Origin of the sequence: Pseudomonas sp. PS01303 (assembly GCF_029959385.1) — a bacterium.
GTDB lineage: Bacteria > Pseudomonadota > Gammaproteobacteria > Pseudomonadales > Pseudomonadaceae > Aquipseudomonas > Aquipseudomonas rustica.
The window spans coordinates 104,585-130,287 of the sequence record NZ_JASCPK010000003.1 but is presented as its reverse complement, the minus strand read 5'-3'; the positions used below and the strand labels follow the sequence as shown (position 1 = coordinate 130,287).

General features: G+C 51.4%; 23 protein-coding genes and 5 pseudogenes. 16 read left to right on the top strand and 12 right to left on the bottom strand.

Going from position 1 to position 25,703, the window contains the following annotated elements; translation table 11 throughout:
• The first annotated feature begins 18 nt into the window (after positions 1 to 18).
• From QMX93_RS02635 to QMX93_RS02610, 6 genes are all read left to right on the top strand, one after another.
• Positions 19 to 504 carry a hypothetical protein gene (locus tag QMX93_RS02635; protein WP_098949304.1) on the top strand — a complete coding sequence of 162 codons (486 nt, stop codon included), beginning with the start codon at positions 19 to 21 and terminating at the stop codon, positions 502 to 504.
• A gap of 158 nt (positions 505 to 662) precedes the next feature.
• The gene (locus QMX93_RS02630) at positions 663 to 1,283 is read left to right on the top strand and encodes a histidine phosphatase family protein (RefSeq protein ID WP_098949305.1); all 621 of its coding nucleotides are present in this window, start codon (positions 663 to 665) and stop codon (positions 1,281 to 1,283) included.
• 54 nt (positions 1,284 to 1,337) lie between these two features.
• The gene (locus tag QMX93_RS02625; protein ID WP_138183477.1) at positions 1,338 to 1,544 is read left to right on the top strand and encodes a nucleotidyltransferase family protein; all 207 of its coding nucleotides are present in this window, start codon (positions 1,338 to 1,340) and stop codon (positions 1,542 to 1,544) included.
• A gap of 173 nt (positions 1,545 to 1,717) precedes the next feature.
• Positions 1,718 to 2,212, top strand: coding sequence for a hypothetical protein (locus QMX93_RS02620; RefSeq protein WP_282352380.1), 495 nt, complete (start codon positions 1,718 to 1,720; stop codon positions 2,210 to 2,212).
• Entirely contained in the window at positions 2,205 to 2,738 is a 534-nt protein-coding gene (locus tag QMX93_RS02615) for a hypothetical protein (RefSeq protein WP_098949306.1), read from the top strand. The genes QMX93_RS02620 and QMX93_RS02615 overlap by 8 nt, the downstream gene beginning before the upstream one ends.
• Positions 2,739 to 2,744: 6 nt before the next feature.
• Entirely contained in the window at positions 2,745 to 4,472 is a 1,728-nt protein-coding gene (locus QMX93_RS02610) for a hypothetical protein (protein WP_098949307.1), read from the top strand.
• Positions 4,473 to 4,635: 163 nt separating this feature from the next.
• Here QMX93_RS02610 and QMX93_RS02605 read toward each other — a convergent pair whose 3' ends face one another.
• On the bottom strand, positions 4,636 to 5,013 hold the full coding sequence (locus QMX93_RS02605) for a histone-like nucleoid-structuring protein, MvaT/MvaU family (RefSeq protein ID WP_098949308.1): 378 nt from the start codon (positions 5,011 to 5,013) through the stop codon (positions 4,636 to 4,638).
• Positions 5,014 to 5,199: 186 nt separating this feature from the next.
• On the opposite strand from QMX93_RS02605, the gene QMX93_RS02600 reads away from it, so the two are divergent.
• Entirely contained in the window at positions 5,200 to 6,045 is an 846-nt protein-coding gene (locus tag QMX93_RS02600) for a hypothetical protein (protein ID WP_098949309.1), read from the top strand.
• A 217-nt stretch (positions 6,046 to 6,262) separates the two neighbouring features.
• Here QMX93_RS02600 and QMX93_RS02595 read toward each other — a convergent pair whose 3' ends face one another.
• Complete coding sequence (locus QMX93_RS02595; protein WP_349016224.1) at positions 6,263 to 6,667, bottom strand: IS3 family transposase; 405 nt, start codon at positions 6,665 to 6,667, stop codon at positions 6,263 to 6,265.
• Positions 6,668 to 6,739: 72 nt separating this feature from the next.
• Here QMX93_RS02595 and QMX93_RS31030 point away from each other — a divergent pair, with 72 nt between their 5' ends.
• A complete protein-coding gene (locus QMX93_RS31030; RefSeq protein WP_349016222.1) occupies positions 6,740 to 7,258 on the top strand; it encodes a hypothetical protein in 519 nt (172 codons plus the stop codon).
• Positions 7,259 to 7,463: 205 nt separating this feature from the next.
• Here QMX93_RS31030 and QMX93_RS02585 read toward each other — a convergent pair whose 3' ends face one another.
• The 3 genes from QMX93_RS02585 to QMX93_RS02575 all read right to left on the bottom strand — a co-directional run bounded on the left by QMX93_RS02585 (position 7,464) and on the right by QMX93_RS02575 (position 9,735).
• Positions 7,464 to 8,183: a PA1136 family autoinducer-binding transcriptional regulator gene (locus tag QMX93_RS02585; RefSeq protein ID WP_098949310.1), complete on the bottom strand. Its 720-nt coding sequence runs from the start codon at positions 8,181 to 8,183 to the stop codon at positions 7,464 to 7,466.
• Positions 8,180 to 9,058 carry a glyoxalase III HchA gene (gene hchA, locus QMX93_RS02580; RefSeq protein ID WP_098949311.1) on the bottom strand — a complete coding sequence of 293 codons (879 nt, stop codon included), beginning with the start codon at positions 9,056 to 9,058 and terminating at the stop codon, positions 8,180 to 8,182. The genes QMX93_RS02585 and hchA overlap by 4 nt, the downstream gene beginning before the upstream one ends.
• A 428-nt stretch (positions 9,059 to 9,486) precedes the next feature.
• Positions 9,487 to 9,735 (bottom strand): CsbD family protein, encoded by a 249-nt coding sequence (locus QMX93_RS02575; protein ID WP_098949312.1) that lies wholly within the window; start codon positions 9,733 to 9,735, stop codon positions 9,487 to 9,489.
• Between the two features lie 187 nt (positions 9,736 to 9,922).
• Between QMX93_RS02575 and QMX93_RS02570 the strand changes: the two genes are divergently transcribed.
• From QMX93_RS02570 to QMX93_RS02560, 3 genes and pseudogenes are all read left to right on the top strand, one after another.
• Positions 9,923 to 10,132, top strand: a complete 210-nt coding sequence (locus QMX93_RS02570; RefSeq protein ID WP_098949313.1) for a hypothetical protein — start codon at positions 9,923 to 9,925, stop codon at positions 10,130 to 10,132.
• Positions 10,129 to 10,605: pseudogene (locus tag QMX93_RS02565) on the top strand (hypothetical protein). The gene QMX93_RS02570 and the pseudogene QMX93_RS02565 overlap by 4 nt, the downstream one beginning before the upstream one ends.
• 59 nt (positions 10,606 to 10,664) lie before the next feature.
• Positions 10,665 to 11,204, top strand: coding sequence for an SH3 domain-containing protein (locus QMX93_RS02560; RefSeq protein WP_098949314.1), 540 nt, complete (start codon positions 10,665 to 10,667; stop codon positions 11,202 to 11,204).
• Positions 11,205 to 11,300: 96 nt separating this feature from the next.
• On the opposite strand, the gene QMX93_RS02555 is transcribed toward QMX93_RS02560, so the two are convergent.
• Positions 11,301 to 12,941, bottom strand: coding sequence for a methyl-accepting chemotaxis protein (locus tag QMX93_RS02555; protein ID WP_098949315.1), 1,641 nt, complete (start codon positions 12,939 to 12,941; stop codon positions 11,301 to 11,303).
• A gap of 301 nt (positions 12,942 to 13,242) precedes the next feature.
• Between QMX93_RS02555 and QMX93_RS02550 the strand changes: the two are divergent.
• Positions 13,243 to 13,319: pseudogene (locus QMX93_RS02550) on the top strand (DUF2256 domain-containing protein); the annotation flags it as partial.
• Positions 13,320 to 13,416: 97 nt separating this feature from the next.
• Here the strand turns inward: QMX93_RS02550 and QMX93_RS02545 are convergent.
• Both QMX93_RS02545 and QMX93_RS02540 read right to left on the bottom strand, forming a co-directional pair.
• Positions 13,417 to 13,782 (bottom strand): histone-like nucleoid-structuring protein, MvaT/MvaU family, encoded by a 366-nt coding sequence (locus tag QMX93_RS02545; RefSeq protein WP_098949316.1) that lies wholly within the window; start codon positions 13,780 to 13,782, stop codon positions 13,417 to 13,419.
• 212 nt (positions 13,783 to 13,994) lie between these two features.
• A complete protein-coding gene (locus QMX93_RS02540) occupies positions 13,995 to 14,105 on the bottom strand; it encodes a diguanylate cyclase (RefSeq protein ID WP_098949317.1) in 111 nt (36 codons plus the stop codon).
• Between the two features lie 5 nt (positions 14,106 to 14,110).
• Between QMX93_RS02540 and QMX93_RS02535 the strand changes: the two are divergent.
• A pseudogene (locus QMX93_RS02535) lies at positions 14,111 to 14,559 on the top strand (chloride channel protein); the annotation flags it as partial.
• A 75-nt stretch (positions 14,560 to 14,634) separates the two neighbouring features.
• Here the strand turns inward: QMX93_RS02535 and QMX93_RS02530 are convergent.
• The 3 genes and pseudogenes from QMX93_RS02530 to QMX93_RS02520 form a co-directional block, all read right to left on the bottom strand.
• On the bottom strand, positions 14,635 to 16,275 hold the full coding sequence (locus QMX93_RS02530) for a methyl-accepting chemotaxis protein (protein ID WP_098949318.1): 1,641 nt from the start codon (positions 16,273 to 16,275) through the stop codon (positions 14,635 to 14,637).
• Positions 16,276 to 17,365: 1,090 nt separating this feature from the next.
• Positions 17,366 to 18,931, bottom strand: a complete 1,566-nt coding sequence (locus QMX93_RS02525; protein WP_098949319.1) for a PAS domain-containing methyl-accepting chemotaxis protein — start codon at positions 18,929 to 18,931, stop codon at positions 17,366 to 17,368.
• 281 nt (positions 18,932 to 19,212) lie between these two features.
• Positions 19,213 to 19,350 (bottom strand): annotated as a pseudogene (locus tag QMX93_RS02520) (transposase); the annotation flags it as partial.
• On the opposite strand from QMX93_RS02520, the pseudogene QMX93_RS02515 reads away from it, so the two are divergent.
• Positions 19,320 to 19,605, top strand: a pseudogene (locus tag QMX93_RS02515) (DUF2388 domain-containing protein). The pseudogenes QMX93_RS02520 and QMX93_RS02515 sit on opposite strands and share 31 nt — an antisense overlap.
• Before the next feature lie 108 nt (positions 19,606 to 19,713).
• Entirely contained in the window at positions 19,714 to 20,019 is a 306-nt protein-coding gene (locus QMX93_RS31025; protein WP_098949322.1) for a superinfection immunity protein, read from the top strand.
• 1,277 nt (positions 20,020 to 21,296) lie between these two features.
• On the opposite strand, the gene QMX93_RS02500 is transcribed toward QMX93_RS31025, so the two are convergent.
• Positions 21,297 to 23,252, bottom strand: coding sequence for a sigma-54-dependent Fis family transcriptional regulator (locus QMX93_RS02500; RefSeq protein ID WP_098949323.1), 1,956 nt, complete (start codon positions 23,250 to 23,252; stop codon positions 21,297 to 21,299).
• A gap of 505 nt (positions 23,253 to 23,757) precedes the next feature.
• Here QMX93_RS02500 and QMX93_RS02495 point away from each other — a divergent pair.
• Entirely contained in the window at positions 23,758 to 25,701 is a 1,944-nt protein-coding gene (locus tag QMX93_RS02495) for a hydantoinase/oxoprolinase family protein (RefSeq protein WP_098949324.1), read from the top strand.
• The last annotated feature ends 2 nt before the right edge of the window (positions 25,702 to 25,703 follow it).

The window sequence follows — 25,703 nt, the reverse complement described above, 5'->3', positions numbered from 1 at the left end:
CGTGGAGGCAAGCTTGCCATGAACAAGCCACTCTTCGACTTTGACCTCAAACGCGTCTCCCGAAAAAACTACATAACAGGGAAAGCCGCCATCAACTTCCCTCATCCTGGAAGCACCACCGGTGGATGGCATTTCCTTTCCTATTTTGATCGGGAGTCCGGCGTGGTCAAGGTGTCGTTAGCAGGTATCCATTATCCTGAAACCACTGGCTACTTTGGCGACCAGGGCATTATTGACGTGACCGATGAGCTAGCAAAGCGAGGATGGTCTGTTGAAGGACGGCAGCTGTTCATGGCCGATCACTACCGAGCCGCTGCGGACATGATCGTTAGATGGGCATTGAGTGAGTCCATCCACTGCAGTGTCGAGGTTGATGATTGGTTCTCCTCTAGAGCTGAAAAACAGCGACTGCGTGAGATTCTAGATACAGGAAGGTCAAAGCTTTCCGAGGTGGGCCGATGGCAAAAAGTGGAAGCGTGGCTAAGTGCGCAAACCTTCAGCTAGGATAGCGGCCTTGCGCGCCAGTCCTTCCGGATGTGCCCGTGCTCCATTAATAGCCAGAGCGTTCTGGTATCGTTGGAACACCAATCCATAGCTCACCGTCAGCCCTGAATTTCAGTAACGGATGGAACGCTGTGCGTCCCAGTCAGTGGGAGTATTCGATGAAGCATGTCAGGTTAATCCGACACGGAGAGAGTGCCGCGAACGCCGGTGAAGCCAGCCTAGATCACGCGAGCATCCCGCTCACGTCTAAGGGTGTCGAGCAAGCGCATCTAGTGGCCTCGTCATTCAGCCAAGCCCCAGATCTGATCATTGCCTCGCCGTTCTCCAGAGCCCGCGCAACAGCGACGGCGACCGTGGCTTTGTTCTCTTCCGTCCCGTTTGAAATCTGGCCCATTCACGAATTCACGTACCTTGAGCCTGCGCGATGTGCGAACACGACAGTTGCTCAACGGCGGGAGTGGGTAGACGCATATTGGTCTAAATCAGACCCTGCATTCGGAGACGGTGAAGGCGCCGAGTCGTTCTTGGACTTTGTATCTAGAGCTCAGGCGTTTCTGCATAAGCTTGCAGCGCATCCTGGCGACGATTTGGCTGTGTTCTCACACGGGCAATTCATCAATGCAGTGGCGTGGTTGATCGAGCGCAAGCCGCAGCAAATTGATGGTCGAGCTATGGCGGAATGGCGGGACTATGAAATCACTAATCATGTACCCAATTGTCGTGGCTACCTGCTAACCCTGCATCCAGACGACGCAACTTGGAAAGTGGTCAGTAGTTAAATCTTAACGCTAGTTGTAGATGCCTCGGGCATAGAAGGTCTCAGCGCTATATAAATGCCTTCCTCGCGTAAACAAGTGAGCTCGGCATGGAAAGTCAAAGCGGTCACTTCGAGTGGCCCCGTTCGGTCGCGACTGCTTGAAACGGTATGCTCTCTCGAGTTGCCAGACTGTTGGATAGGAGCAGGGTTCGTGCGCATTTCGATTTGGGATTATTTGCACGGGCGTGATTCGCTCCTGTCTCAACGGACGTTGACGTCATGACCCTAGAAGAATGATGTGAACGCGCCTTCACACCTAGAACCTGATTGGGGAAAACTCGAACAAGGTCTGCTGCCAAATGCACAGTGAGCTTGCTGGGGAGATGGCTAGTTGTTCCACAAGCGCTCCAAACGATGGATAATGTGCGCCCCACACGGATTGTGCGAATCGCTAGAATGACGAGAACGATTTCGGTAATTGGCAGCTTCAAGCAGCATAACCGCGAAATTCAAAGAACTTGCGAAATCTTCCGAAATATTGGCCTCCACGTCAATTCTCCGGAAAGCGCTGAAATCGTAGAAGAAGGCATTGATTTCGTGCGATTTCATACAGATCCTCAAGCTTGCTCAGACGCAGCTATCCAGTCTCTAGCGCTTCATCGCATACTGCGCTCCGACCTAGTATATGCAGTGCTTCCCTACGGGTACATTGGTAGAACAACGTGTTATGAGGTAGGGCGCATCCTGCAATCGAAGCGGCCAATCTATTTCAGCGAACGTCCAGGAGATTTCCCTGTGCACATCCCAGATGCCTTCGTCGTGGACGTCGCTCGCCTCAGCGCATTGCTTGAGCAAGACGATTGGAGCCCTGAATGGCTTTTCTCTGGTGTCAACAACGAGGAAGGAATTCTCGAGACTCGCCTTATAAATGGAGATTTTGTCGATGACTGAAATCACAATTAATTTGGCGAAAAGCAGAAAAGGTGTACGCGTCATTAAAATTAGACGCACTAAAATAAGGAAGCGCCAAATTGTGCTGATCGGGAGTATGAGTGTTTACTCTGAACTCTGCGCTTATGCCGAAGTCCTTAATAACGCAGGTATTCCTACAATTGTTCCTGAAGCAGAAAAGGATGCTTTAAATCAGTATTCGCTGCAAGATCTTGAGCAGTTCAAGCGCGAAGTTTCACACAAGCATATCAGGCAAGTCCGCCACCCAGAGACATGGGGCGTCCTCGCTGTAAATCTTGATCGCCATGGAATACTTAACTACGTCGGCCCTAACACTTTCGCGGAAATTGCAGTCGCATTTGCACAGTTCAAAAAGATCTACTTGATACAAAGCATACCACACGCGTATCTCGATGAACTTTCCGCATGGCAGGCCATACCACTCAAAGGTCGTTTAGATACTCTTATCGAAGACTACATGGAGGCGACACGGAGCCCTAGCAGACAACTGAAACTTTTTGAGTGATGCCACATGTCAGCCTTCATGAACTCAGTGCGTCTAAAAAGCTTATTCCTTCATTTCTTTGATGTGCACTTTCTCGAAGAAAAAGGAAAGATGTCGTTAAATCCTCACTTTCAGCGCGAGATGCGAATTGCCACAAGAATGGCAGTCGCCACTTCTGAGACAGTGTACATTCCAGCAGCCTCTTATTTTGAGTCTGGTTTTTGCCGTGTCATCCTTAGTGAGTTCGAGGAACTTATAGGCCTGGGGATGATAGTCCTACTAGGAAGTTCAACTAGCTTAGAAGATTATGTGCTTGAGCGACAAGATGAAGGTTTTTATCGGCCAGGTAGCGACCAGCATATCTGGTACAAGGCGCAATACGCACTCGAAAAACTCCCTACGTATATTCGCCGTGAGCGTAGCGCGACTAAAGATATTATTGACCATTGGCGATCCACAGTTGATGATCAAAGCTTGATCCGGCGCCTGCATGATGCCGCGCCTGAATTATCCTCTAGCCTAGAGAAGCGTCTCGACATAGTACCGAATGAGCTAGGGCGGTTAGCCTTCATCCCAGAGCACGTTTACGAAATCTTGGATTTGGCAGGTGCGCCAAGTCTGGTAAGAGCTAGGATTCGCGATGTCATAAATCAAGGGTACTTCGACAGCTACGCACGGGGGCTAGGTGCAGGTTTTATAACCGATCTGAGATATCTTTCAAGCACGTTCGAGCTTCCGTCTTATGGTACGAACCTGTCATATCCTAGTTTACAACGGCTGCTGCTGGAAAAGGATAAGTTGAAAGAGTTCTCAACATGTTCTCCGTTTTCACTCGGATCAATCATCGACGCTGTAGGCTGGCAAAATTCCGCATTACCGATCACCACACCTCCGGTTATCACTCCGGCCAACGCCACAATCTACTTACCAAATCAGCCCATTATGACTATATCTGCAGTCCCGCCCCTTGAAGTCCAATCATCTACTAAACCTCTAAAGATACTGTGCATAGCTGCTGCGCAGGTAGAGCTTAAAGCTCTGACGGTCAAGTTCGCCGATTTGTTTGAGTGCGAGCCCAAAACAAGATTTATTGGTCAGGATAAGCGCTACGCAGCGTCCAAATTCACCGACCCCAAAAACGGATCTGAGTGGTACGTTGCTACGCTGGCTCAACAGGGCAATGTTGAAGCATCCGGAGGGGTCGCTGCATTGTCTCACGCACTTAACCCTGATCTAATATTGATGGTCGGCATGTGCATGGGTATGCCTGGTCGTAGTTTGAAAATCGGTACCGTTGTAATTCCTTCTGAAGTGGTTGGCTTTGATCACGAGCGCTTCAAAAATGGTGAGACTCAACACAGGCCTCATTTTGGTATCGCCGCTAATGGCTTCCAACGAATTGCTCGAATTGTAGCCACGACCGACCGAGACTACGAGACAGTTGTCGACAAAGCTGTGGCTAGCGCGAGTGTGAAAATTGAGGATCCGGATGCTCCCTTGATCCAGGCTATTACAAAGGCATTCTCAGACGTCATCGCGTTCGATATGGAAAGCTTCGGTTTTTACAGAGGTGTGCCTGAAGGTAGTCAATCATTGTGGATCAAGGGAGTAGCGGACACAGGCGAACCTCAATCAAGTACGATGGATGGCCGCGACTCTAAACAAGTTGCTCAAAAAACAGCGACTTACAACGCTGGAGATTTTGCAGTGGAGGTAGTCCGAGCATGGCACGAGGCTACGACATCACAAGATTGATCTTGCTCAAAATCTCTGAACTGGGCAGCCGGCATAATGCCCAGCCCGACATTTGCCATCCGAGTTGATGCCGCCGTCGTCTCATCCATACATCCTAGCGCAGAATGATTCTCGCAAAAACAAAAGGCCCTCATGGAGGGCCTTTGCTCGTGCTAACTGTGACTCACTTGGAGAGCCACGACTCCACGACATCCGAACCATGCTCAGCTTTCCAAGCCTTCAGCAGCTTGTGATTCCCACCCTTGGTCTCGACAATTTCACCCGAATGCGGGTTCTTGTAGACTTTCAGCTCGCGAGCCTTGCGAGTACCTTTCTCTGAAGGCGCAGCCAAAGGGGCGGATTTCCCACGTTTCGCAGCTGTAGGATCCAGCAGGCTGATCACGTCACGCAAGCTGTAGCCGTACTCAGCAAGCAAGCCACGCAGTTTGGTCTCAAACTCCATTTCTGCTTTCAAGCCAGAGTCATTTTTCATGGCATCCAGCTCGGCGAGCTGGGCAGCGAGCTCTAGTTCGAGTTTTCGGTATTCAGCGAGACGGGACATTCGAGTTCCTATGGGTTTTGATGGCGCAATACGTCACATGGTAGGTGATGATCCTGTTCTGGTCACCTCTCATCACCTACGTCCAGGCACTCTAGATTGTGCTTCAGCCAAAGCGACTAGCTTGATGGACAGAGAACGGGATTGAACGTAGCTTGCCAGTACACAGGTACGATGGAGTAGTTGTCTATGAAGGACTCATTTTCTAAGCGCAATGGATTCGCCAACGCTGCTGAAGCCGAGATTACAGTCAGGGAAGACGCGCCTGAGGAGCTGCGAGGCTACTTGGTTCAGCTCTGCTACGACTGCGGATTGAAGCCGAAAGATTTGCGAGCCATCCTGTGCAAGGCGTTAAAAAAACAGCCCGACCAGAACAATTGGAGTGATTTCCCCAATGTTGACTGGGAGGTCAACGAGCTATTGAGGGAGTGCAAGTGGTACAAGGTTTACGACGTAATCGAGCGGATTCAGCATGATTTAGGTGAGCGTAACTACAGCTCTGACGTCTACGAGCATTTCCACACGGAACTGAATGAATATTTCGTCGAGAACGGCATCGGGTGGCAGGTAGCAGATGGCCGTGTTGAGATCCGTGGGCCCGAGTCATTTGAAGTCATTGTGCGCCATGCGCGAAAAACTGAGCATGACTATGGCCATGTCACCGCCAGCAAAGAGTTACACGAAGCTATAGGTGACCTTTCACGCCGTCCGAATCCAGATCCAACAGGCGCCATTCAGCACGCCATGGCATCGCTAGAGTGCGTCGCCCGTCAAGTGACTGGGGACGTAAAGGCTAACCTTGGCGACATCATGAAAAGGAACGGCACCATCATTCCAGCGCCGCTCGATCAAGCAGTGGTCAAGGCTTGGGGGTATGCATCTGAAAATGGTCGTCACATACGAGAAGGACGAGAACCTTCGTTCAATGAAGCAGAGCTCATCGTTGGGCTTTGTGCGTCTCTAGGCACCTATTTGATTAAGAATGCCCAGTTGGGTGAGTCGAACCAAGGAGACACAAAGTTGGATGCATTTTAGATGCTTACGCATTTCCAGAGAGGTCTGTCTGCCTGGATACACGCAGGTAATGCACGCCCCCCCACCAAGACTGATTAACTAAGCATCCATTCAACGCCTATAGTGATACGAGGATTGCTTAGGAGAATGCCTGAGGTTCCAGCCAGTTGTTTTTTGCTGACACTGGCAGTTGCGGGCAGTGACTCATCCAAGCCTCACCTGAATAGCCCCAGGTTTTCTAGGCACCTTGCAAGCTAATTGCGTAACGCTTTTCATACTCTACCGGTGACAGCTGATTGTTGAAACCATGTCGGCGCTTTGCGTTGTAGAACATCTCGATGTAATCGAACACATCACTCCGAGCATCTTCCCTTGTGGTGTAAATTCTCCGCTTGATCCGTTCCCGTTTCAGAAGCTGGAAAAAGCTCTCGGCCACGGCGTTGTCATGACAGTTGCCTGGGCGACTCATGCTGGCAACCAAATTGTTTGCCTTCAAAAAGCTGCGCCAATCGTAGCTGCTGTACTGGCTGCCTTGGTCGGAATGAACCATCACCTCTTGCTTCGGTTTGCTTGGTGTTTGCACCTCTGTGAAGCATAGATCGTAACGCATACCGTCCTCATGATTCGCAGCGTAGAATCGCAATTCAAAGCGTTCTGTTATCGTTCTAAAAGTAATTTAGTCGCTCTTAGTCATAGGCCTTCTGGAGAGCCGCGAATGGACACAACTCGACGCGTACCAGGCAGGGCCTACCAAGCGGCCCGTGATCCCGAGCGTCTACTCATTGAAGAGCTCGCCGAAGCTCTCTCGGCTGCAGGATATCCGCTGCTGCTAGATGATGACTCAGCTATGTATGCTGAGCAAAGGCTGAAAGAGGCCAGAGCGGTAGCGCGTTCATCCCAGGTAGGTAGCGTTAGCGAACGCAATGCGGGTGAACTCTCGGCGAGAGAGGTATGCCAGGTATTGCGAGAGGTCACCTTCGAGCGACGGACGATGACCAAGGTGAGTCAGGCGTCTTGGGGTGAGATTTATGCGGGCCATTTCGTGGTGAGCGTCGAGGGTTGGCATATATCGATCTACAACGACAATGACACGCTCGACCACTGCGAAGAATGCGTGAGTCCAGAAGGACTCCGATGGTCGTTTGGCGCAGGGGATCGATTTGGAACAGATCCCATTGCGTTACTCAGCACATGGGAGCATCAGACGCTTGAACGTCTCCTAAAGGCGCTCTAGGGAGCCAAGGTCGAGCGGGCCTCTACGAGGGCGGCTGTCGTTAACCAAGCCTCGAGTTGCCGAGTCTTGGCCCTGCGGGCTTTCATCCTCCCGCCTGCGCGCTCCGCTTGCCAATGATCGCACTTCACTTTTCCACCAGGATTGCCGGGTCAACATTTATCGTGATTGAGACAACACAGGATATTCGCCGCCTACGGTTCCGGTCTTAACCTTCGATTTGACCTGTTCGAATCGCTAACCTGACCGCTTGTGCAGTTGTTGCGACTCCAAGACGTCGGCGGGCCAAGCGCAGGTGATTCTCAACAGTACGCTCAGACAAGCCAAGAGTTGCAGCTATATCCGCTTGCCGGCGTCCTGCCGATATCCAAGCCAGAACCTCACGCTCTCGCCGTGAAAGGCTGTTAACCACCTCACCCACTGGTGCCTCGAGTAAACGTCGAGCGGAGAAAAAAGCCGCCGTAGCGACGATACTTAATCCAAGCCGTACTCGCGCCGATCCATTTATCCCTTCACCGCCAAAGCTCATGGCACCTTCAAGCCCCAACGGCCCGAATACGGGAACCTGCAATCCCTGTAGACCCGGCCCGCTAGGTGAGCGTATGACCTGATAGCAGTCTTCGCCATGCAGGTGCTGTTTCTTCCAGAAAAAGGCTTCACGAGCACTCAGAATATGACGAGTAACCGGGCAGCGTCTTACGTACGTCTCAGCATCAACCCCTTGGCCTTCGCCAAACCAATCCCCCTCGACCCAATAAAGGCGTTCGACAACCTCTTCGCTTGCGGAAGAAGCCGAAAAGAGTACAAAACGATCATACCCATAGGGCCTAGCAATCCGACGGACGACATCTTGGATTGTGCCGAGATCGCGCGCCGCTTCAATTTCGAGAGCGGCGAGCAACGTTGCCTCTACAGGCGCGTTATTCAAGTCGGCTCAACCTCCTTCAGAAGAGCGCCCGCCGCTAATTTACCCAAGTTATTCCCCGCCAGAGGGCTGTCACCGGTTAGCAATTTTCGGTCTTTGAAAGTAGCCCCGGAAATCCCCTCATTGATAATCTCGACCCCCAGCGCCTTTAACTGCTCGCCAAACTTCCAGGTCAAATGGCCAGGCATGTAGCCGATTTCAGGTGTCTTCGCGTCAAGAGAGTCGGGAAAAGCGCACATCTTGTAGCCGTTGAAAATATAGGAGGACTTAGACTCCCCAAGGCCCGCCGCTAGCAGCGCTGCTGGGCCGTGACATAGGGAAATCACGAACTTGTCGTTAGCGACGGCCCATTGCAGGACACGTTTCACTTCAGTGCTTTCCGGCAACCCAATCAGAGCCCCGTGACCACCAGGTATAAAGACGCCTATGTAGTCCGAGTCATCACCCAACGCTGTTTCTATCACGTCAGCCAGCTTCAGAGGGCTTTTGAACTGCTCGCGGTATTTAGCGTAGAAATCCTTCACCTCAGTATCTTCTGAAGGCATGGCCCAAAACTCAAATTTCACCGGGTTGCCAGACAGCGTCGCGACATCGAAAGCAAAGCCTGCTTTATCGAGGTGATACATAGGCAGCAAGGTTTCAACAGGATGGTTGCCCGTGGAAAACATCGTGCCGTTGTCTGTCAGCAAATATCGCTCATCCGCGCCAATCAGTAGGATCTTCCATCGCCCACCTTTGTAAGCGTTGGGATAGTCAGCACCACTGAGATCAGATTTCGGGGAAGTGAACTGGCTTAGCGAATATGGCGATGGGAAAAAGGCGTTGTCCTCTGCATGATCTGGCGCTGGGCGTTTGTCGTCACTCTGCGATGTAGCCATGGTCTGTCCTCGATTGGGCCAAATATTGAATGCAATCCTAGTAGCGCGACGTAGAGCTTGCAATGAGGGAATTCCCCTAAAAACCCGATCCGTCATCCGACGTTCTCGTCGAGGATCAAATCTAATGAATAGGCTATTTAGGCTGAGGTTAGGCCATTGCGATTGGCGAACGTAATCACTTTGGCGAATCGGGCTCGCAACCTCTGACCCCTCAGTTCGATCTAAGTGAAAGATTGAGTGTATTCAGGGCTTTCACTAAGCGACAAAAGAACTACGCAGGTGACCGGTTTTTGATGGTAATGGCTGCTAGCGATGAGTTCATAAAGGGAGCTGATGACAGCTCGAAAGGCCGTAGACTTAACGCCCTCGTACTTCTAGCTACGGAACGCCAGAGAGTACGAGGGAAACTTAACTCAAGTTACTGATGTTCAGCGACTCAGCAACCTCTTGAGCACGAGTAGAGCAACAGCACCGATTGCCAGTGCAGCAACTGGCTTCTCTTTGACGAACGTAGACACGCTGTCCAGTGCATCGCCGTAGGTTTGTGTCAGCTGACCTGCAGCTTGGCGTCCAGCACCTTCAGCTTCAATCTTTGAATCACCCAGCATTTTGCCTACGGCGCTCTGAGCTTTGCCTGCAACCTTCTCTACAACACCTTCGACCTGTTCGCTCTTCATGATTAACAAAACCTTCGTCTGTAATTGGGTAGCCCAGGAGAAGCCTGGGCTTGAGGCAACCTGCACAGAGTTAGGGAGATGCGCTCAATGATTAGTTCAAAGTTGATGAACCTCTGGATTCATCCGCAAGACACCTACCATTTCTTGTGCTGCGCTATGCTGAGCGTCCCCTAAGGAGAACACGTCAATGCCAAAGGAATACTCGCTGCCGGATGTGCTGGAAAGGATGTATCAAAACCAGTTCGTCTTGGAGGCAGCAATAATGGAGTTGACCCTCAACGTAGAAGCGCACGGTCATGCGGACGTAGGAGATAACGTCCGGGGCGCCCTGGAGGCAATCGGCGAGAACGCGGGCCACCTAAAACAGGGCTTGGCGCGTCTCAGCAAGCTCCCATGAGGCAGCCACTATTTGATTTTGATCTCAAACGTGTCTCACACGAGCACTACATCACTGGAAAAGCTGCGATCAATTTTCCGCACGCATGGAGCACCACGGGTGGATGGCATTTTCTGTCGTATTTTGAGCGAGAATAAGGTGTGGCCAAGGTGTCACTGGCAGGCATTCATTATCCTAACACCACCGGATACTTTGGAGACCTGGGGATCGCCGACGTCACCGATCAGCTAGCTGACCGTGGCTGTGCTGTTGAGGGACGGCGGCAGTACATGGCTGATCACTACAGGGCTGCTGCGGACATGATCGTGAAATGGGCACTTAGCGACTCTGCTCACTGCAATGTCGAGATTGATGACTGATTTCCTTCCCCGTCAGAGAAACAACGACTACTCAAGATCCTAGAAGCGGCAAAGCCGAAGCTCTTCAAAGTTTGCAGGCTGCACAAAGTGGAGGTTTGGCTAAGCTCGAAGTAACGTCACTACCGCACTTTGGAAAGCAGCCGCCTGGAGCGAGCTGAACGAGGGCAAAGGATATGCGCAAAAAAGCTCAGTCTTTGTTTATCCCGCTTCTGATTCTCTGCGCTGTCCTTTGGGCAATGGGAAAAAAAGACTCGCCTCCAGTTCTCGCCCCGCTTAACCAACAGGCCACGCCGAGCATGCCAGTCTCTGCCCCATTACCAGCAAACCGGCCAGCACGACCTCCAGCAGTCGATCAGTTCGTAAACGCTGATAAATTGAATTTGCGTAATCAGCCTGGTGGCAAGGTCATCTCCACCCTGAAACGCGGGGAGAAGGTACAGGTATACGAAAAGAAGAATGGCTGGGTTCGCGTCAGCTTGGATGGCCAGCCAGCTAAATGGATATCGTCCAAAAGCCTGTGCGACGGGGCGAACTGCTACGCCGCTACCAAACCGGAACCAGTCCGTCAGGCGAGACCTGCTCCTCTGCCTGTTCCTCGGCAAGCGCCGAGTCATGGATCCTCCTGCCCTTGTTCGTCCGGCACCGTTTGTATAGGGCCTAGGGGCGGTAGATACTGCATTACCTCAGGGGGAAACAAGCGCTATGGGGTTTGATGGGATATTTATTACTTCTTGTCGAAACATCCTGATGAGTAGCCCAGCAGTCGAACATAAACGTCAGTGCGGCTGTGAAAAGCTGTCCTGAATCCACTAAGCCGCAGAGAAGAACGCCACTTTAGCGGTAAGACGATCCGCCAAACCTGATAGCTCGATGCTAGCTGCCGCCACTTGGCGCGCGCCGTTGGCAGACTCAACAGTCGAGCCATGAATGCGGTTAATATTTTCAGCAACCTCATCGGTCACGCTACTCTGCTGCACGGAGGCGCTCGCGATCTGGGCGTTCATATGACTGATTGCGGCAACCTGCTCGCTGATCCTTGCCAATGCATTCTGCGCGCTGCGGGTTTGTGTGACCGTTTGGCTCGCTAGCTCGCAACTATCGCGCATAGTTTGGGATGCCGTTTCGGTACCCCATTGAAGCGTACTGATCATCTCCCGAATTTCCTCGGTCGACTGCTGTGTACGATTGGCCAAAGAACGCACTTCGTCAGCTACCACCGCAAACCCACGCCCGTGCTCTCCAGCTCTCGCTGCCTCAATGGCAGCGTTCAAGGCAAGCAAATTGGTTTGTGAGGCGATAGAGTTGATTACGTCGATCACTGACGCGATATTTTCACTGTGTTTGGACACCTGGTTCACGGTAGCAGTGGTTTGCTCGAGAGTTACTGCCAACTGTTCAATGGCAAGCGTGGTGCTTGCAACCAATTTGTTCCCACTTCCCACTTCAGTATCAGCCAACCGGGAGGCATCAGCGGCCTGCGCGGCATATCCAGATACCTCATTAACCGTCGCGGCCATTTGCATCATGGCTGCGGCTACCTGCTCCGCTTCGCGGGTTTGTAAGCTGGTCTGCTCATTGTTAGCCGATGATGCGGCAGACAACTGGGTGGACGAGTGATTGACCTCTTGGGCCGCCTTACGTACTTGCTGAATAGTCTCTCCGAGATGTCCTAGCGCGTCTTTCAGGACGCCCATCACACTGCCGGGATAATCTGTGGAAATCGTCTGATTCAGATCACCAGCTGCCAGTCGCTCGATGGCCAATGCAACATCTGTGGGCTCGGCACCCAGCGTGGATTTAACGAAGCGAATAATTACAGCCGACAACGTGATGCTCAGCAGCAAAGCAATACCTGTCGCGATAAGCATCAGCGTACTGAACTGGCTTGCGGTTGCCTGCACTGCTCCCAGCTTTGCCTTGATTGATACTTCCTCGTAGTCGATCAGTGCATTGACGCGTTTCAGCCACTCACTGTAATCCAAAGACGTTTGACGCATCAGCAGCGCCTGAGCTCCTGGGATGTCACCCGCTTGGCGCAGGGAGATTACCACCCTGGTGGAGTTAAGGGTTTGTTGTTCGATGTCCTTGATAGCGTTCAGTAATCGAACCTCCTCGACTGTTACGCTTGCGTCCTTGAACAACTGATCCATTGGAGCCGCCGAATCGGAGTAGGCCTTTTCCAAGGCTGTGACCTCCGATAGGTGTTTTGCCAAATCTGTATCAGTCTTCACCAGCACCGCATCCCGAATAGCGATGGCGCGGTTATGGACACTGCCTCGGAAATTAATTGCATAGCGCTGCACTTTTGAGGCATTTTCGCTTACGTCGCCCAAGGTGGAGTCAATGAACGCAACGCGGTGAATGCCAATGGCGGTTATCAATATGAGCAGCGCCAGGATGGCCGCGAAACTAAGCCCTATGCGTGTGGCCAACGAAAGCGTTTTCTTCATATATATCTCGGAAACATGACCTGTACAGGCCTCTGTTGATTTGGAAGACGCGAACGGTGCTACCAGCCCATCACGCTTGATGCCTTGACGATACGTAGACTGAGTAAGGTCATCTAGTAAGTAATACGCACCGATATGATAGCGTATTGCTATCAAAATGTTGCGTATGCTCTGCAGTGGGCCTCGCGAGTTGCCTGGGGCGTTTCTGCGCGGCTACGGCAGTCGGATGCAACGAGGGAGGTCGCAAAGCCAACGGGCATCGCCATGGGGGTACCAGTAAGCCAGTTGAAGGCGAGCAACTTTGAAAAAGAGTGAGCTTCCAGTAAAACCTGCTTTACCTGCGGCCTTCCCTTTACGTGGAGGAAGAAATGGGCGCGCTGATGGAAGGAGGTTCGTTATTGCCGGAGCGCTGCCGGCGCAACATAAGTTGAGCCAAAAAAAGGGCCATCAATAGGCCCTTTGTACTCACCAGAGATTACTTGACGAGCCAAGACTCTACTGTCGCAGCGCCGTGATCACTTTTCCACTGTTTCAAGCCTCTGTGGTTACCGCCTTTCGTCTCAATGGTTTCACCGGTGTGTGGGTTCTTATAAACCTTCACTTTGCGGGCTTTACGTGTGCCGGTTTTTGGCGCAGTAACTGGAGCGCGATGACTAGCCTGTGGATCAAGCAGGTTGATCACATCTTTCAGGCTGTAGCCATATTTTGCGAGCAAATCGTGAAGCTTCGTTTCAAATTCAATTTCTTTTTTGAGACCGGCGTCGCCCTTAAGAGCTTCGAGAGCTTGAAGTTGCTCGGCGAGGTGTTTCTCAAGCTGGCGGAATTCTGCTAGTTTGGACATGGGAATTTCCTGAGGGTTTAGTATAGTCACGTTACTACAGAATAGACACTCGAATGAAGCAGAAGTATCAATATTTAGAAAGCTGCTCGTGTATCCACCTCAAGAATGAACCAATGAGCATGCGTGCGGTTGATACTTAACAATAGAGTGCTGAGAGTGTGAGGAGATCAAAGGTGAACACAGCGCAATTGATCGCGCAGGGGGAAAAGGCATCACAGGTTGTTTTGTGGGGCCAGTTGTCGCGCACACTGATTTTTTGTGGCATCTCCCGCCAGATGGCCATACCTGTCGTTGATCTGTTTGAAGTGATCGATATCGTCCATAGCGAAGTGGCAGAATGTAATTCGGTAGTTGCTACGGCATTACCTCCCAGGTCATCGCATCCGGTGTTGTCCTGCCCTGGCACGCACCAATTACGCGTTTCTTGGCGACCGTAGTGACATATTTTTGGGTATCCCTGGCGGGATTTTTGCCCCTTCACTGGCGGTAGGAGCCGCTGTCGGCGCGGATGCCGCAGAGCTGTTCCAACTGGCCGCGCAGCCAACTATCGCACTCTGTGTGATGGGTTTTCTGGCTGCGGTCACTCAGTCTCCAATCATCTCCGCCACTATTGTGATGGAGATGATTTAAAGTCACATTATGGTGATCAGCCTCATCGCGCTAGCCTTGATTGCCAAGGCCGTGAGCTCAAGAATGGTGCATGAGTTGTACGAGCAATTGGCAGGGAGCGTTCTCCAGACCGGAGAGCCCAATGCCACGCCAAAGAATCAGGTCTGATGGGCTTTACCGGGGCATCGTGCTGCGTAACGTAAGTTAAAAGGCGCGCCAGTAAAACGTACTTTTCATCCGGATCTAAAGCTTAAATTGGGCTACCAGCTGATTGAAGGACACTGCAAGCCTCGATAGTTCGTGGCTCGAAGCATTGGTCTGATGTGCTCCTGTAGCAGTTTGAGCTGATAAGCTTTGAATGTTCACGAGATTACGATCTACCTCACGAGCAACCTGTGCCTGTTCTTCCGAGGCGCTTGCGATCACCAGATTCCGCTCTGTAATTGCAGCGACGCCTTCAGTGATCGATTCCAGCGCAACGCCTGCAGCCTGCGCCAACTGACGTGTGTTATCTGCCTGGCGCTGACTCTTACTCATGGTTTGTACTACTGAGGTAGCGCTTGTTTGCGCGCTATTAATCATCCCCTCAATTTCGACAGTGGAGGACTGGGTGCGATGAGCCAAGGCTCTCACCTCGTCAGCCACCACCGCAAAGCCGCGACCTTGCTCCCCAGCTCGAGCCGCTTCAATGGCGGCATTCAAGGCCAGCAGATTGGTTTGGTCAGCAATCGACCGAATCACCTCAAGTACCTTGCTAATCTCTTTCGTCTGATGAGCCAACTCTTGAACTTGCGAGCTAGACGAATTTATTTCGCCAACCATGTCTTCAATTGCTAGAACTGCCTCTCCAACCTTGCTCTTACCAGCCATGGCATCTTGATTCGTGCGTTGCGATATTTCTGCTGTAGTAACAGCGTTGCGAGCGACTTCATCGACAGCTGCTGTCATCTCGTTGACAGCAGTGGCTGCCTGCTCGATTTCGCTGTTCTGCTGAGTGAGGCCTCGTGTGCTTTCGTCCGTCACGACGCTTAGCTCTTCTGCTGCCGATGCAAGCCGATCTGAAGCACTCGATATATTTTGGATTGTATTTCTAAGGCTAGCCTGCATTCCACCCAAGGAGGAAAGCAACTGACCGGTTTCGTCTTGGCTACCTGCGTCGATACGTTGTGTAAGATCACCGGCGGCAATGAGCTCTGCAGCCGCTACTGCGTAAGACAGGGGGCGCGTAATAAGGCGTGTGATTAGAAGACCCAAGCCCATTGCCAGAACGAAAGCAATCACCATGCCCGCAATCAACGTGAGCTTAGAGCTCTGAATGAGTACGTCACTCTCACGTTTCATATCGTCTGCTTGATCAATATTAGATGCTATGATCCCCAGCATTTCCTTTTCAGCGAAACCGTACTTACTACTTACATCTCCTGTCAGAAGCGACCTCGCTCCTGGCAAATCCCCCGAGTTCAAGGTATTGGAGAACTGCTCGGCCGCCTTTATGTAGGAAGGCCAATCAGTTTCAAATTTATCACCCAGCACTTTTTCGTCTTCACGTAGAGGGGTGCTACGATAAATTGCGAATGAACTCTCTACCGCACGCTTACGATCAGATAATGCTTTTTGAGTGGTTGCGAGTTCCGCTTCACTTGCATTACCAGCCTTTTGTGCCAGCAGCAGGTACAGATCTCTATTGTGATAAATTACTTGTTGAAGCGACTCATTTACCTTGTTAATTGATGTTACATTGTTGCCGAATATGGATGCGATTGTGTCGCCTAACCTGGAGTTACCGCTCATCCCGACGAACCCGATCGCGACAGTTATCAATGCGCATACCAAAAACGATATCGACAGCTTTGCCGCAAGGCGTAGATTCAGGAACCAAATCATAGAGTTTTCTCTTCATAGTGGGAGATCTGGTTAACCTAGAGGCGTGCCATTGATCAGAAAATTTATCGGCTAATAATTTTTTTTATTTAATATTATTTTTTGCTCCTGGTGCCTCATAGACAAAGTCAGCTCTGTATATAAATCTTGGAAATATTGCCTTTAATAATAATTCGCATTTCGACCTCTTAATGCTGTAGTTTGAAATATGTATTCTAGAAACGCCACTGCCTAAACACCTCTCATAGCACTCATCAAACATAACCGTGATTTAGTTTTACTCTCAGTACCGTCTGATAGCTCGTAGTGTTGCTAGTTGTCGGCAGTACAATGTCAAAAAATCATCAACACAGGTCGCGAAACTTTGGCTCACTATCTCTCTCCGCACACACTAATCAGGATGTATGGAGACGGCCCCCTGCCCCATCGTCTATTGATCGCATACAATGCGCCCATAACGTCCTCGGTGGACTTAGATTTGGAGTTGAAAAAGAGATCATCGGTGTACTCACCCTTCTGGAAGAGGTTTACGAGAAGCAGTTCTGCGTTGTGTATTTAAACCAGATCGGAGAGTACGCTCCACGGCATCAACTGCAGCCGTCATCATTGGGCGCATATCATTGTTAAGACGAAGTACGTTGGAAGCGCTGAGTAATCTACGCAAGCGGAGCGCTCAAGTTGGCTATCAATTTCTCAAAATTTCTAAATATCGAGCAAGAGAGCAGATAGAGAATCTTCGCTCTAAATCTGATGACTCTCTGAGAAAGAGATCATGCATAGCTGGCCTAGTTAGCCGAACTACGCCTAGGCATCGGCATACTTCCCAAGATTGCAGCAGAGGCCTTTGCCCAAGAGCTAAAACTTCGCTAGGTACGCCTTGCCGATACTTGGGCTAGTCGACAGAATATGTCTGCGTCCGCGACGAAGAACTGCCGATTTCAGTTAAAAAACGCTTGACCACTTGCTCGCCGAGCATCGAAAGAAACCAAAACCTAATATTACGGAGTATTTAGTCAAATTCGACTTTAAATTTACGCCGCCTTTTATAAGTAGCAAAACTCTTATGTGACGTCTGCGCTTTCACTCTGATGAACTAACGGTTGAACCGCTCAACCAACGAATATTGAATCTTGGCTGTCTGAGTCAACTCGCTGCTTAGCTCAGCCGAATGCCTTGCTTGCTCAGACGTCTGATCGGCAAGATCCACGATTGTGTTGATGTTGCGGCTGATTTCCTCAGCAACCGCAGTTTGCTCTTCAGTCGCAGCGGCAATCTGGGTAGTCATGTCAGTGATATTCGCTACGGCTTCACTGATACCCACCAGGGCTTTGTCCGCTTCAAGCACCCATGCCACACCTTCTTCGGCCCTGCGGTGTCCGCTCGCCATGATCTTTACAGCGTTGTTAGACGAGACCTGCAACTTTGAGATCAGGCTATGGATTTGTGCGGTTGATTCAGTTGTACGTTGAGCCAGTTGACGCACCTCATCGGCGACTACCGCGAAACCTCTGCCCATGTCGCCCGCCCGAGCGGCTTCAATGGCCGCGTTCAGCGCCAGCAAGTTTGTCTGATCGGCAATGCCTTTGATCACGTCGACCACTGTGCCAATTTCATCACTGTCCTTGGCTAATTGAGCGACTGTTAGCTCGGTTTCACCCACCACCGTCGAGAGCAATTGGATAGCTTCGCGGGTGTCTCGAGCCACCTCGCGTCCGCGCCCAGTGAGCACACTGGCTTCCTGGGTGGCGTCAGCAGTGCGTTGAACGTGGCTGGCGACTTCTTGCGTTGTGGCTGCCATCTGATTGACAGCGGCTGATACTTGCTCGGTCTCGACGCGCTGGCGTTCGAGTCCTCGGAAGCTGTCCGCAGCAAGGCTATCGGATCTGCCGGCCAACTCGTTCAATTGTTCAGCCGCGTCGTGCAATCGAGTGAGACAGGTCTTGAGTCGGGAAGCCTGGCTGACGAACGCAGTTTCAAGGCGCGCCTGAGGGCCGCGTTCGTCGCTGTACATCTTCGCCAGCAGCGAATCGGAGGTTGAAGCTTCCGACATTCCCAGCAGACGCAACGCCCCTTGGTTTTGTCGATGCGACACTAGCAGGCCTATAGGTACTGATATTGCGACAGCTAGCATCATAGCTTCAGGAATGCCGAGCATCGCGCCACACAGCGTGCCTACTAAACCCATGACAACAGTCGGCAACGAAGCGAGCAGAGCCGGTTGCCATCTATCACGGTATGGTATGGCTGATTTCCCGAGACTGATGCGTTTGTACAGCGTTTCCGCGCGACGAATCTGTTCAGCGGTCGGCTTCACCCTGACCGATTCGTAGCCTACGATCTGGACACCGTCGAAAATCGGGGTGACATAGGCATTGACCCAGTAGTGATCTCCGTTTTTCGAACGATTCTTGACGATGCCCATCCATGGCTTGCCTTGCTTTAGCGCGCCCCACATATGGGCGAATACGGCAGGAGGTACATCAGGGTGACGAACGATATTTTGGGGCGCGCCGATCAGGCCCGCTTTCTCGAAACCGCTTATATCGACGAACGCATCATTGCAGTACGTTATGACACCTCGTGCGTCCGTTGTGGAGATGAGTTTTTGCTGAAGCCCGAGAACAACCTCGCGCTGCGTGACCGGTTGATTGTTTCTCATCGGTATTGCTCCTATTCCTATAGGTAAAGCATCGGCAACAATGTGGAAAATGTGAGTCAGTAATGCGCGCCACACTCATTGCGTGTCGTAAAAAATGACAAGTCCGGCAACGCGAGTATTCACACCTCAATAAAATCATCGACTTAACTTACAGGTTGATTCAGCATGCAGGTCGGTATTGGGATGCTTCGCGGACTCGAAAATTCTGTGACGAAGATACTCACCACTGCGTCCGGTACTGATAGTCGAACATGGCAACGCCTGACCTCTCATCCAGGGTCGGTGCTGCGATAACACCACAGATAGGCCCGGTTGGTTTCTCCCTTGCCGGGATCCATTTGCTGCACCGGGGTTTCTTCGGCATGCAAAATCAGGCGTTGATGCAGTAATTCAAGCAATCGATCGGCCAAGGGTTGCAGGGCAAAACTCTAGCGGCCTAACTGATGATGATAACAATGGCTCCAACCGTCCTTCTTTCAGGAACGACAGCGCTGACGATGCTGGCCACGAAAAATTTCAAGCCAGCCAAACCTGATGCACTTGCATTCATTGGCTCAGATGGCGAAATTCGTGGCTCGCAGTTTGAACAGGCGTCACGCTTCTACAGGGCTACTTACAGCTCTCCGCTGATGTCCGACCAGCAGCTTGCACAGGCGATAGCTGCGTCTTTCTGAGGCCTCATAGAGCTCTGTAACTGCCTATAACTGCCTATCAGGCGATAGATCCCTTACCGTATTCGATCTAGCCCCCCCACAGAACGATCTCATCGTGCCTTCATTGGCATGATGACACCTACCTCAGAGGGCGTTTTAATGAAGGTTTTCGGGCTGGCAATATTGATTCCGGTGTGTGCTGTCAGCTATCTGTGCAAAGAAGGAGATGGCGCAGTTGCGATAATTGCCAGGATGGTTTTCACATCCAGCACTATGGCCTTGTACTTTTTTCCAGCGATATGTTCTATCAGGACTAAGTCCAAGGCACGAGCATCGACTTTCAAACTGAACTTTCTCGCAGGTTGGACGGGCTTGGGTTGGATTTTAGCGTTTTATATGGCCAAAGTTTTACCGCTTGATGACGACAAAATTTGAATATGCTGTTGTCATGCAAGATTAGATCTAATTATTGGCTTGCTTGAGCCGCAGCGTGATAGAAGTTTTACGTTAGGGCCTCTTCTGTAACTTACGAACCTTCCCTACAAACGCGACCAGCCGCCGTAGCTCATCAGCATCATCGCTGTGGATAACTTCTAAAAGAAACTCCCGTTGTTCGATCTTGCTTTCAATATCCGAAAAAAACTCTTTGACTGGCACACCAAGAATTAGGTGTCTTAAGCCAGTAACGGGAATACAACCCAAATGTGTTGGACGTACAATTGGTTGGAGCTAGCGCTCCCAATACCTATATTCGTGGTAATTGGCGGGAGCTAACTTGGTTTTTCCGGGGCTGAGTAGATGACTTGGCCGGACACACCCCATTGAGAAAAATTTGGACAAAACTCCATGCATACCGGCAAGCCAGTGCTCCCTTACCCTTACCAAACTGCTGGCTGATGAAGGTTTTGAGGTTGATTGGCGTTTTAGTGGCGCAGCTGCTTTGAAAGATCGACAGGTCGTAGAGGACACCTTCGAGCATTACGCAGTCGTGACCGTCCCACTTGGCTTCCACGAACTCTCACCCATGGGTCGCTCCTGGAATATTCCCTCGGCATTCAAAATGCATATTGGCCATTAATTAAAAATTCTCCGAGGACGATAAAGGCGGTTAGCCCTTTAGATTTGAGAGTGGCAGTAGTTCCACCATTGACTATGACGCAAGAAGCAAATGATGGAGGGATCGAATCAAGTGTTTGTCTGTGTGCGTCCGACCAAGTCATTTACGCCGATCTAAAGGATGATCTCACGCGCCTGTCGACGTAGTGGGCGAGTGAAATCGAGCATGCTCAAGCATAAATGACAGCCAGTTCTATCACGCAAGGAGTGATGCCCGGACGCAGACCTTGGATAAGACGCGAGTACAACCAGATAAACTTGGAAGCCACTGCGGAAAGCCGTTCAGTTCAAGTAGCCCTGAGCGAGCTGCGTACTCAGCATTGTCAGCGTCAGCAGGCATTTCCGACAAGCGGGACGACTCCTCTTTAGCCTCGATAGCGAACCCCGTCATCACTTGATAGGGGGTCGAATTGGTAGCAGCCCCCTCCGATGGCAGAGTTGGGCAATAGCCCCGCACAGAACTAAAAGCGCCGGTGCTAAACGCTTGAGCAACAGTGCGGTGTTGGCAGCAGAAGCTGCGATCAGTTAATTGTGGATCCGGTTTCAATGGGGATTTGAGCCCCATTGTGCCTGATGTTAATGCGGGAAAAGTAGCCTTACGCTTGACGGTTAATTCCGTAACGCTTCATGCGCAAGTAAAGAGTGCTTTTAGCTATGCCAAGCTCTTTGGCGACCAGAGTAAGATTGCCTCGATAACGCTCAATTGTGCTGGCAATGACCTGACACTCGCTTTCCCTCAAGCTACCAACGGGTCTGTCGCTGCGCACAATCGCGACTTCGTGCACATAGGAGGGCAAATCAGAACGCCTCAAGACTTCCCCGCCCATCAGCAACATGCCCTCAATCACGTTACGTAATTCCCGGACGTTACCCGGCCACAAATAAGCAACTAGATAGCCCAGCACTTCGTCTTCCACTAAGGGTACTGGAATACCGTGTCGATGGGCCAAGCTGGTTAGCAGGTGCTCCACCAACCTTGGAATATCTTCCTTGCGATCACGCAATGGGGGAATTCCAACACTTGTCACTGCTATCCGATAGAACAAATCGCCTCGGAAGCGTTGATTTGTAACATCCTCACGTAAATCACGGTGTGTCGCTGCAACTAATCTAAAGTTGACCTTGCGCGGTTCTGTCTCGCCCAGTCGATATATTTCCCCCTCCTCCAGTGCTCGCAGCAGATAACTCTGCAAGTCCAAGGGCATTTCACCTATTTCATCCAAGAACAGAGTGCCCCCGTTTGCCGCCTCTATCTTGCCCTTCATACCTCCACGACGAGCCCCGGTAAATGCGCCTTCGGCGTAGCCAAATAATTCACTGGAGAGCAAATCCTTGGAGAGACTTCCACAATTGATGGAAACAAACGGGCCATTTTTACCCACGCCGGAATAATGAATGCCTTGGGCGAAGGCCTCCTTGCCCACCCCGGTTTCTCCCTGCAGCAATATCGGTACATTGGAGCAGGCCAATTGCCTGGCTTTGCGAAGAGCTTCGACCAGCGCCGGACTCTTGCCGGTGATCTGGTCAAATCCGACCAGTGTTTCCATTTCTCTATGGTCGGCCGTTCTGTCAACACCAGGCCGGCCAAGGGATTTACAGGGGATACGGAGTAATGTTCCCAAACGCAAACCTTGTGCAACAACCGGCTGCAGCCAGTCGACTGACAGCCACTGTGGCAAGACATCTGTCAATCGTCCTTTATCATCCAGGCAGAGTGAAGTCAGTCGAAAATCACGAGTGAAACTGATATCTACGCCTCGAGCAACCAACGCACCATAGGCATGGGTATTTGCCTTTATCAGGAAGCCTTTTTCATCAAACAACATGATGCAATCGCCTCTATCCCGCCACAGATCCAATGACGCATCCAGCAGCCGATAGCCGGTTTCGGCTTTTTGGTTGGCCAAGGCCAATTCAATCCGCTCAGCTGTGCTGACGGCCAACGCCAGCGTATGGCGGTTGTAGGTCTGAGACTCTCCCGAAACGTTCAGTACCCCAAGAATATGGCCATCAGACGGGTCGCGGATCACTGTGGCAGAACAAGTCCATCGCTGGATTCCTTCACAAAAATGCTCACCGGCATGTACCTGTACAGGACGTTGCAGCATCAGCGCGGTGCCAATCGCATTAGTCCCACAGATATCTTCGCTCCACGGACTGCCAGGAAGCAGATGAATGTGTTCCGCGCTTTTGAGGGTCTGCAGGTCACCGCCTGTTTCGATAATCATGCCGCTGCTATCGGCCAATACAATGATCGTTCCGGTTTGGGCAAGAAATTGATTGGCCACCGCCATGGCTTCTGTACTGACGTCCAGTAGGCGCGCCTGACTGTCGCGTATGGTCTCGAGTTGCGCCCGATTTACCGGTTCCGGCGCGTGTCGAAGCGTAGGGTTGACGTTTTTGTCCAGGCAGCGCCTCCAGGAGTCGCCCACTGGATAGCGCAAGACCGAAGCAGGTGTTTCAGCGCCATTGAGGACGCTCTCCCAAGCGGCCAATACCTGACCGTCGTGTTCTGGTCTCGGGTAGACGAATTCCAGGTACGGAGCATTCATAGACACACCCTCTATTCTTATTATTGATGTCCCTGTCTGGTTTTCAGGGCGAGAGCTAAAAGTACAATACGCCCATTCAAACCACGCACCTCATAGAGGTGCGTCTTAACTGTACCCCTTCACCCGCACGCGCGCACCCCCACACACAGATGAAGAAGATCAGCGGCGTCGTATTGGTTTATTCAAAGCCCGAACGACATCCAGATTTGCCTCCCCTTGAAATCGAACGAAAATCATCCACTCATCCGTCCGAGAATCAAACGGTTTACCCATCAACCCGCCCAAAGAAAACTTAGAGTCAATAATTAATACCATAGAAATCAATTGACTAAATATCATCGACGTTATGGCATGCCGTTTGCTCTCTCTTACTTCGCAGCCGCAAAGAAGCTGCTCACATGCAGTGAAGCGTCACACGCTCAAGAGCCTAAGCCGGCAACGGCAATACGGAGGATGGTGCATAACAACACCATTCGACCGATAACAAACAAAAGGACATAGACCCGTGACATTACAAATTAATATTGATAACGGTGGAACACTCACCGACATCTGCATACTCACCGATACCGACGTCAAAAAGACCAAGGTACTCACCACTCCCTATGATCTAAGCAACTGTTTTTTCGAAGGCCTGAAAAAAGCCTCCGGCGTGCTTTATGGGGAGCCCGATGTACGGCGGCTGCTTGAGGAAGTAGACCTGATCCGCTACTCCACAACTCAAGGCACTAATGCAATATGCGAGAGAAAGGGCCCTAAGCTCGGGTTGATCACCAGTCTCAACGACAGTGAACTCTCAGAACTGATAAAACAGCATGATGTTGACTTGTACGATGCCTTGGTGGGCCAACGCGTCAGTTTGCTGGACACCTCAACACTGGGCATCGAACATGCGGAGATGGAAATTGTAAAATCCATTAACACTCTCACCGCCGCGGGCGCCAACCGCATCGTCGTCAGTTTTTCTGACAAGAACTTCGAAGCGTTGGAGAATATTTTCCGCAAAGTCGTGCTGCGCAAATACCCCCGCCATCTACTTGGCGCTGTCCCTACGCTCTATGGCAGTGACCTGAGCATGGATGCGGATCCTGTACGCCGCACTTGGACAGCCCTGATTAACTCCTTTCTGCACCCTGCAATGGAGCAGTTTCTGTTCAATGCGGAAAATCGGCTCCGGGGCTTCAACACGAAAAATCCACTGCTGATATTTCGCAACGACGGCGATGCGTCCCGTGTTGCCAAAACTGTCGCCGTGAAAACCTACAGCTCCGGGCCCCGTGGCGGCATGGAGGGTATGAAATCCTTTGCGATCCGTTATGGGATGAGTGACGTTGTTGCTATAGATGTCGGCGGTACCACCACTGACATCGGCCAATGCATAGAGGGAAGCGTGTCCGAAGTGCGGCGAGGTCGGGTTGAAGGTATCAGTGTTTCATTCCCTCTGAGTGAAATCACCAGCGCCGGTGCTGGTGGTAGTTCGATTTTCAAAGTGGTCGATAACAAAATCGTTATCGGCCCTGACAGTGTCGGGGCTGTACCTGGGCCTGCGGCTTTTGGTCGAGGCGGCACGCAAGCAACTATTACCGATGCCAGCTTGCTCTCGGGTTTGTTTGATCCAAAATCCTACTTTGGTGGAGGCATGCAACTGGATCTGGATCGCGCGGCGACCGCTATCTCCATCCATATCGCTTCTCCTCTGGGCCTGGAGCCGGACGCTGCCCTGAGGGAGATGGAGCGCGCATATGAGGCCAAGATTGCCAGTGAGATACTGCGCGTAACCCAAGTCAGCCGGGAAACCGTACTGCTTGCTTTTGGTGGAGCAGGCCCTCTCAATGCTTGTGGCGTGGCCGAGAACGCCGGCATCAATCGTGTAGCAGTTCCTTACATGGCAGCAGTGTTCAGTGCGTTCGGCATCGGCACCTGTGATATCTCCCATCGTTACAGCGTGGTGCTGGACGCTGACCAACGTAGCCACGACCATGTTGAAGACGCATTGGCAGAGCTGAGTCTGAAGGCCGGGCGCGATATGTTCGCTGAAGGCTTTCAAGCCGACGACTACGTCATCAAATCACGCCTTGTTATAACCGATACCAAAGGCCAGGAACTCATTTTCCCACTACAAAGTGAGTCGGGTTATCAATCTGCACTGACTGAGGCTCACATCGCCGAACTTGAAGTCACTGCTGTCAAACAATTGCGTCAAGACGCAAATCAGTCGGTTCGATTCGTTCCTACAACTGCCGCCCTCTCCAGTACGACTCGTAATGTTCTGACTCGCAATAATGGTCGCGTTGATGTTCCGGTTTATCGATTAGCTGATTTGAAAGTCGGCGATTTTGCCCAAGGGCCCGCGATCATCGAAGAGGACTTCTTCACCTGCAAGGTGCTCGACGGTTGGACGTTTGTCATCAGCGACCACCAAGACATCTTACTGAACAGGGAGGCATGAAC

What these genes read in the sequence shown, in the direction of transcription:
- QMX93_RS02635 (WP_098949304.1), top strand. Translation starts at nt 19, where the DNA reads ATGAACAAGCCACTCTTCGACTTTGACCTCAAACGCGTCTCCCGAAAA.
- QMX93_RS02630 (WP_098949305.1), top strand. Translation starts at nt 663, where the DNA reads ATGAAGCATGTCAGGTTAATCCGACACGGAGAGAGTGCCGCGAACGCC.
- QMX93_RS02625 (WP_138183477.1), top strand. Translation starts at nt 1,338, where the DNA reads ATGCCTTCCTCGCGTAAACAAGTGAGCTCGGCATGGAAAGTCAAAGCG.
- QMX93_RS02620 (WP_282352380.1), top strand. Translation starts at nt 1,718, where the DNA reads ATGACGAGAACGATTTCGGTAATTGGCAGCTTCAAGCAGCATAACCGC.
- QMX93_RS02615 (WP_098949306.1), top strand. Translation starts at nt 2,205, where the DNA reads ATGACTGAAATCACAATTAATTTGGCGAAAAGCAGAAAAGGTGTACGC.
- QMX93_RS02610 (WP_098949307.1), top strand. Translation starts at nt 2,745, where the DNA reads ATGTCAGCCTTCATGAACTCAGTGCGTCTAAAAAGCTTATTCCTTCAT.
- QMX93_RS02605 (WP_098949308.1), bottom strand. Translation starts at nt 5,013, where the DNA reads ATGTCCCGTCTCGCTGAATACCGAAAACTCGAACTAGAGCTCGCTGCC.
- QMX93_RS02600 (WP_098949309.1), top strand. Translation starts at nt 5,200, where the DNA reads ATGAAGGACTCATTTTCTAAGCGCAATGGATTCGCCAACGCTGCTGAA.
- QMX93_RS31030 (WP_349016222.1), top strand. Translation starts at nt 6,740, where the DNA reads ATGGACACAACTCGACGCGTACCAGGCAGGGCCTACCAAGCGGCCCGT.
- hchA (WP_098949311.1), bottom strand. Translation starts at nt 9,058, where the DNA reads ATGGCTACATCGCAGAGTGACGACAAACGCCCAGCGCCAGATCATGCA.
- QMX93_RS02575 (WP_098949312.1), bottom strand. Translation starts at nt 9,735, where the DNA reads ATGAAGAGCGAACAGGTCGAAGGTGTTGTAGAGAAGGTTGCAGGCAAA.
- QMX93_RS02570 (WP_098949313.1), top strand. Translation starts at nt 9,923, where the DNA reads ATGCCAAAGGAATACTCGCTGCCGGATGTGCTGGAAAGGATGTATCAA.
- QMX93_RS02560 (WP_098949314.1), top strand. Translation starts at nt 10,665, where the DNA reads ATGCGCAAAAAAGCTCAGTCTTTGTTTATCCCGCTTCTGATTCTCTGC.
- QMX93_RS02555 (WP_098949315.1), bottom strand. Translation starts at nt 12,941, where the DNA reads ATGAAGAAAACGCTTTCGTTGGCCACACGCATAGGGCTTAGTTTCGCG.
- QMX93_RS02545 (WP_098949316.1), bottom strand. Translation starts at nt 13,782, where the DNA reads ATGTCCAAACTAGCAGAATTCCGCCAGCTTGAGAAACACCTCGCCGAG.
- QMX93_RS02540 (WP_098949317.1), bottom strand. Translation starts at nt 14,105, where the DNA reads ATGGACGATATCGATCACTTCAAACAGATCAACGACAGGTATGGCCAT.
- QMX93_RS02530 (WP_098949318.1), bottom strand. Translation starts at nt 16,275, where the DNA reads ATGATTTGGTTCCTGAATCTACGCCTTGCGGCAAAGCTGTCGATATCG.
- QMX93_RS02525 (WP_098949319.1), bottom strand. Translation starts at nt 18,931, where the DNA reads ATGAGAAACAATCAACCGGTCACGCAGCGCGAGGTTGTTCTCGGGCTT.
- QMX93_RS31025 (WP_098949322.1), top strand. Translation starts at nt 19,714, where the DNA reads ATGATGACACCTACCTCAGAGGGCGTTTTAATGAAGGTTTTCGGGCTG.
- QMX93_RS02500 (WP_098949323.1), bottom strand. Translation starts at nt 23,252, where the DNA reads ATGAATGCTCCGTACCTGGAATTCGTCTACCCGAGACCAGAACACGAC.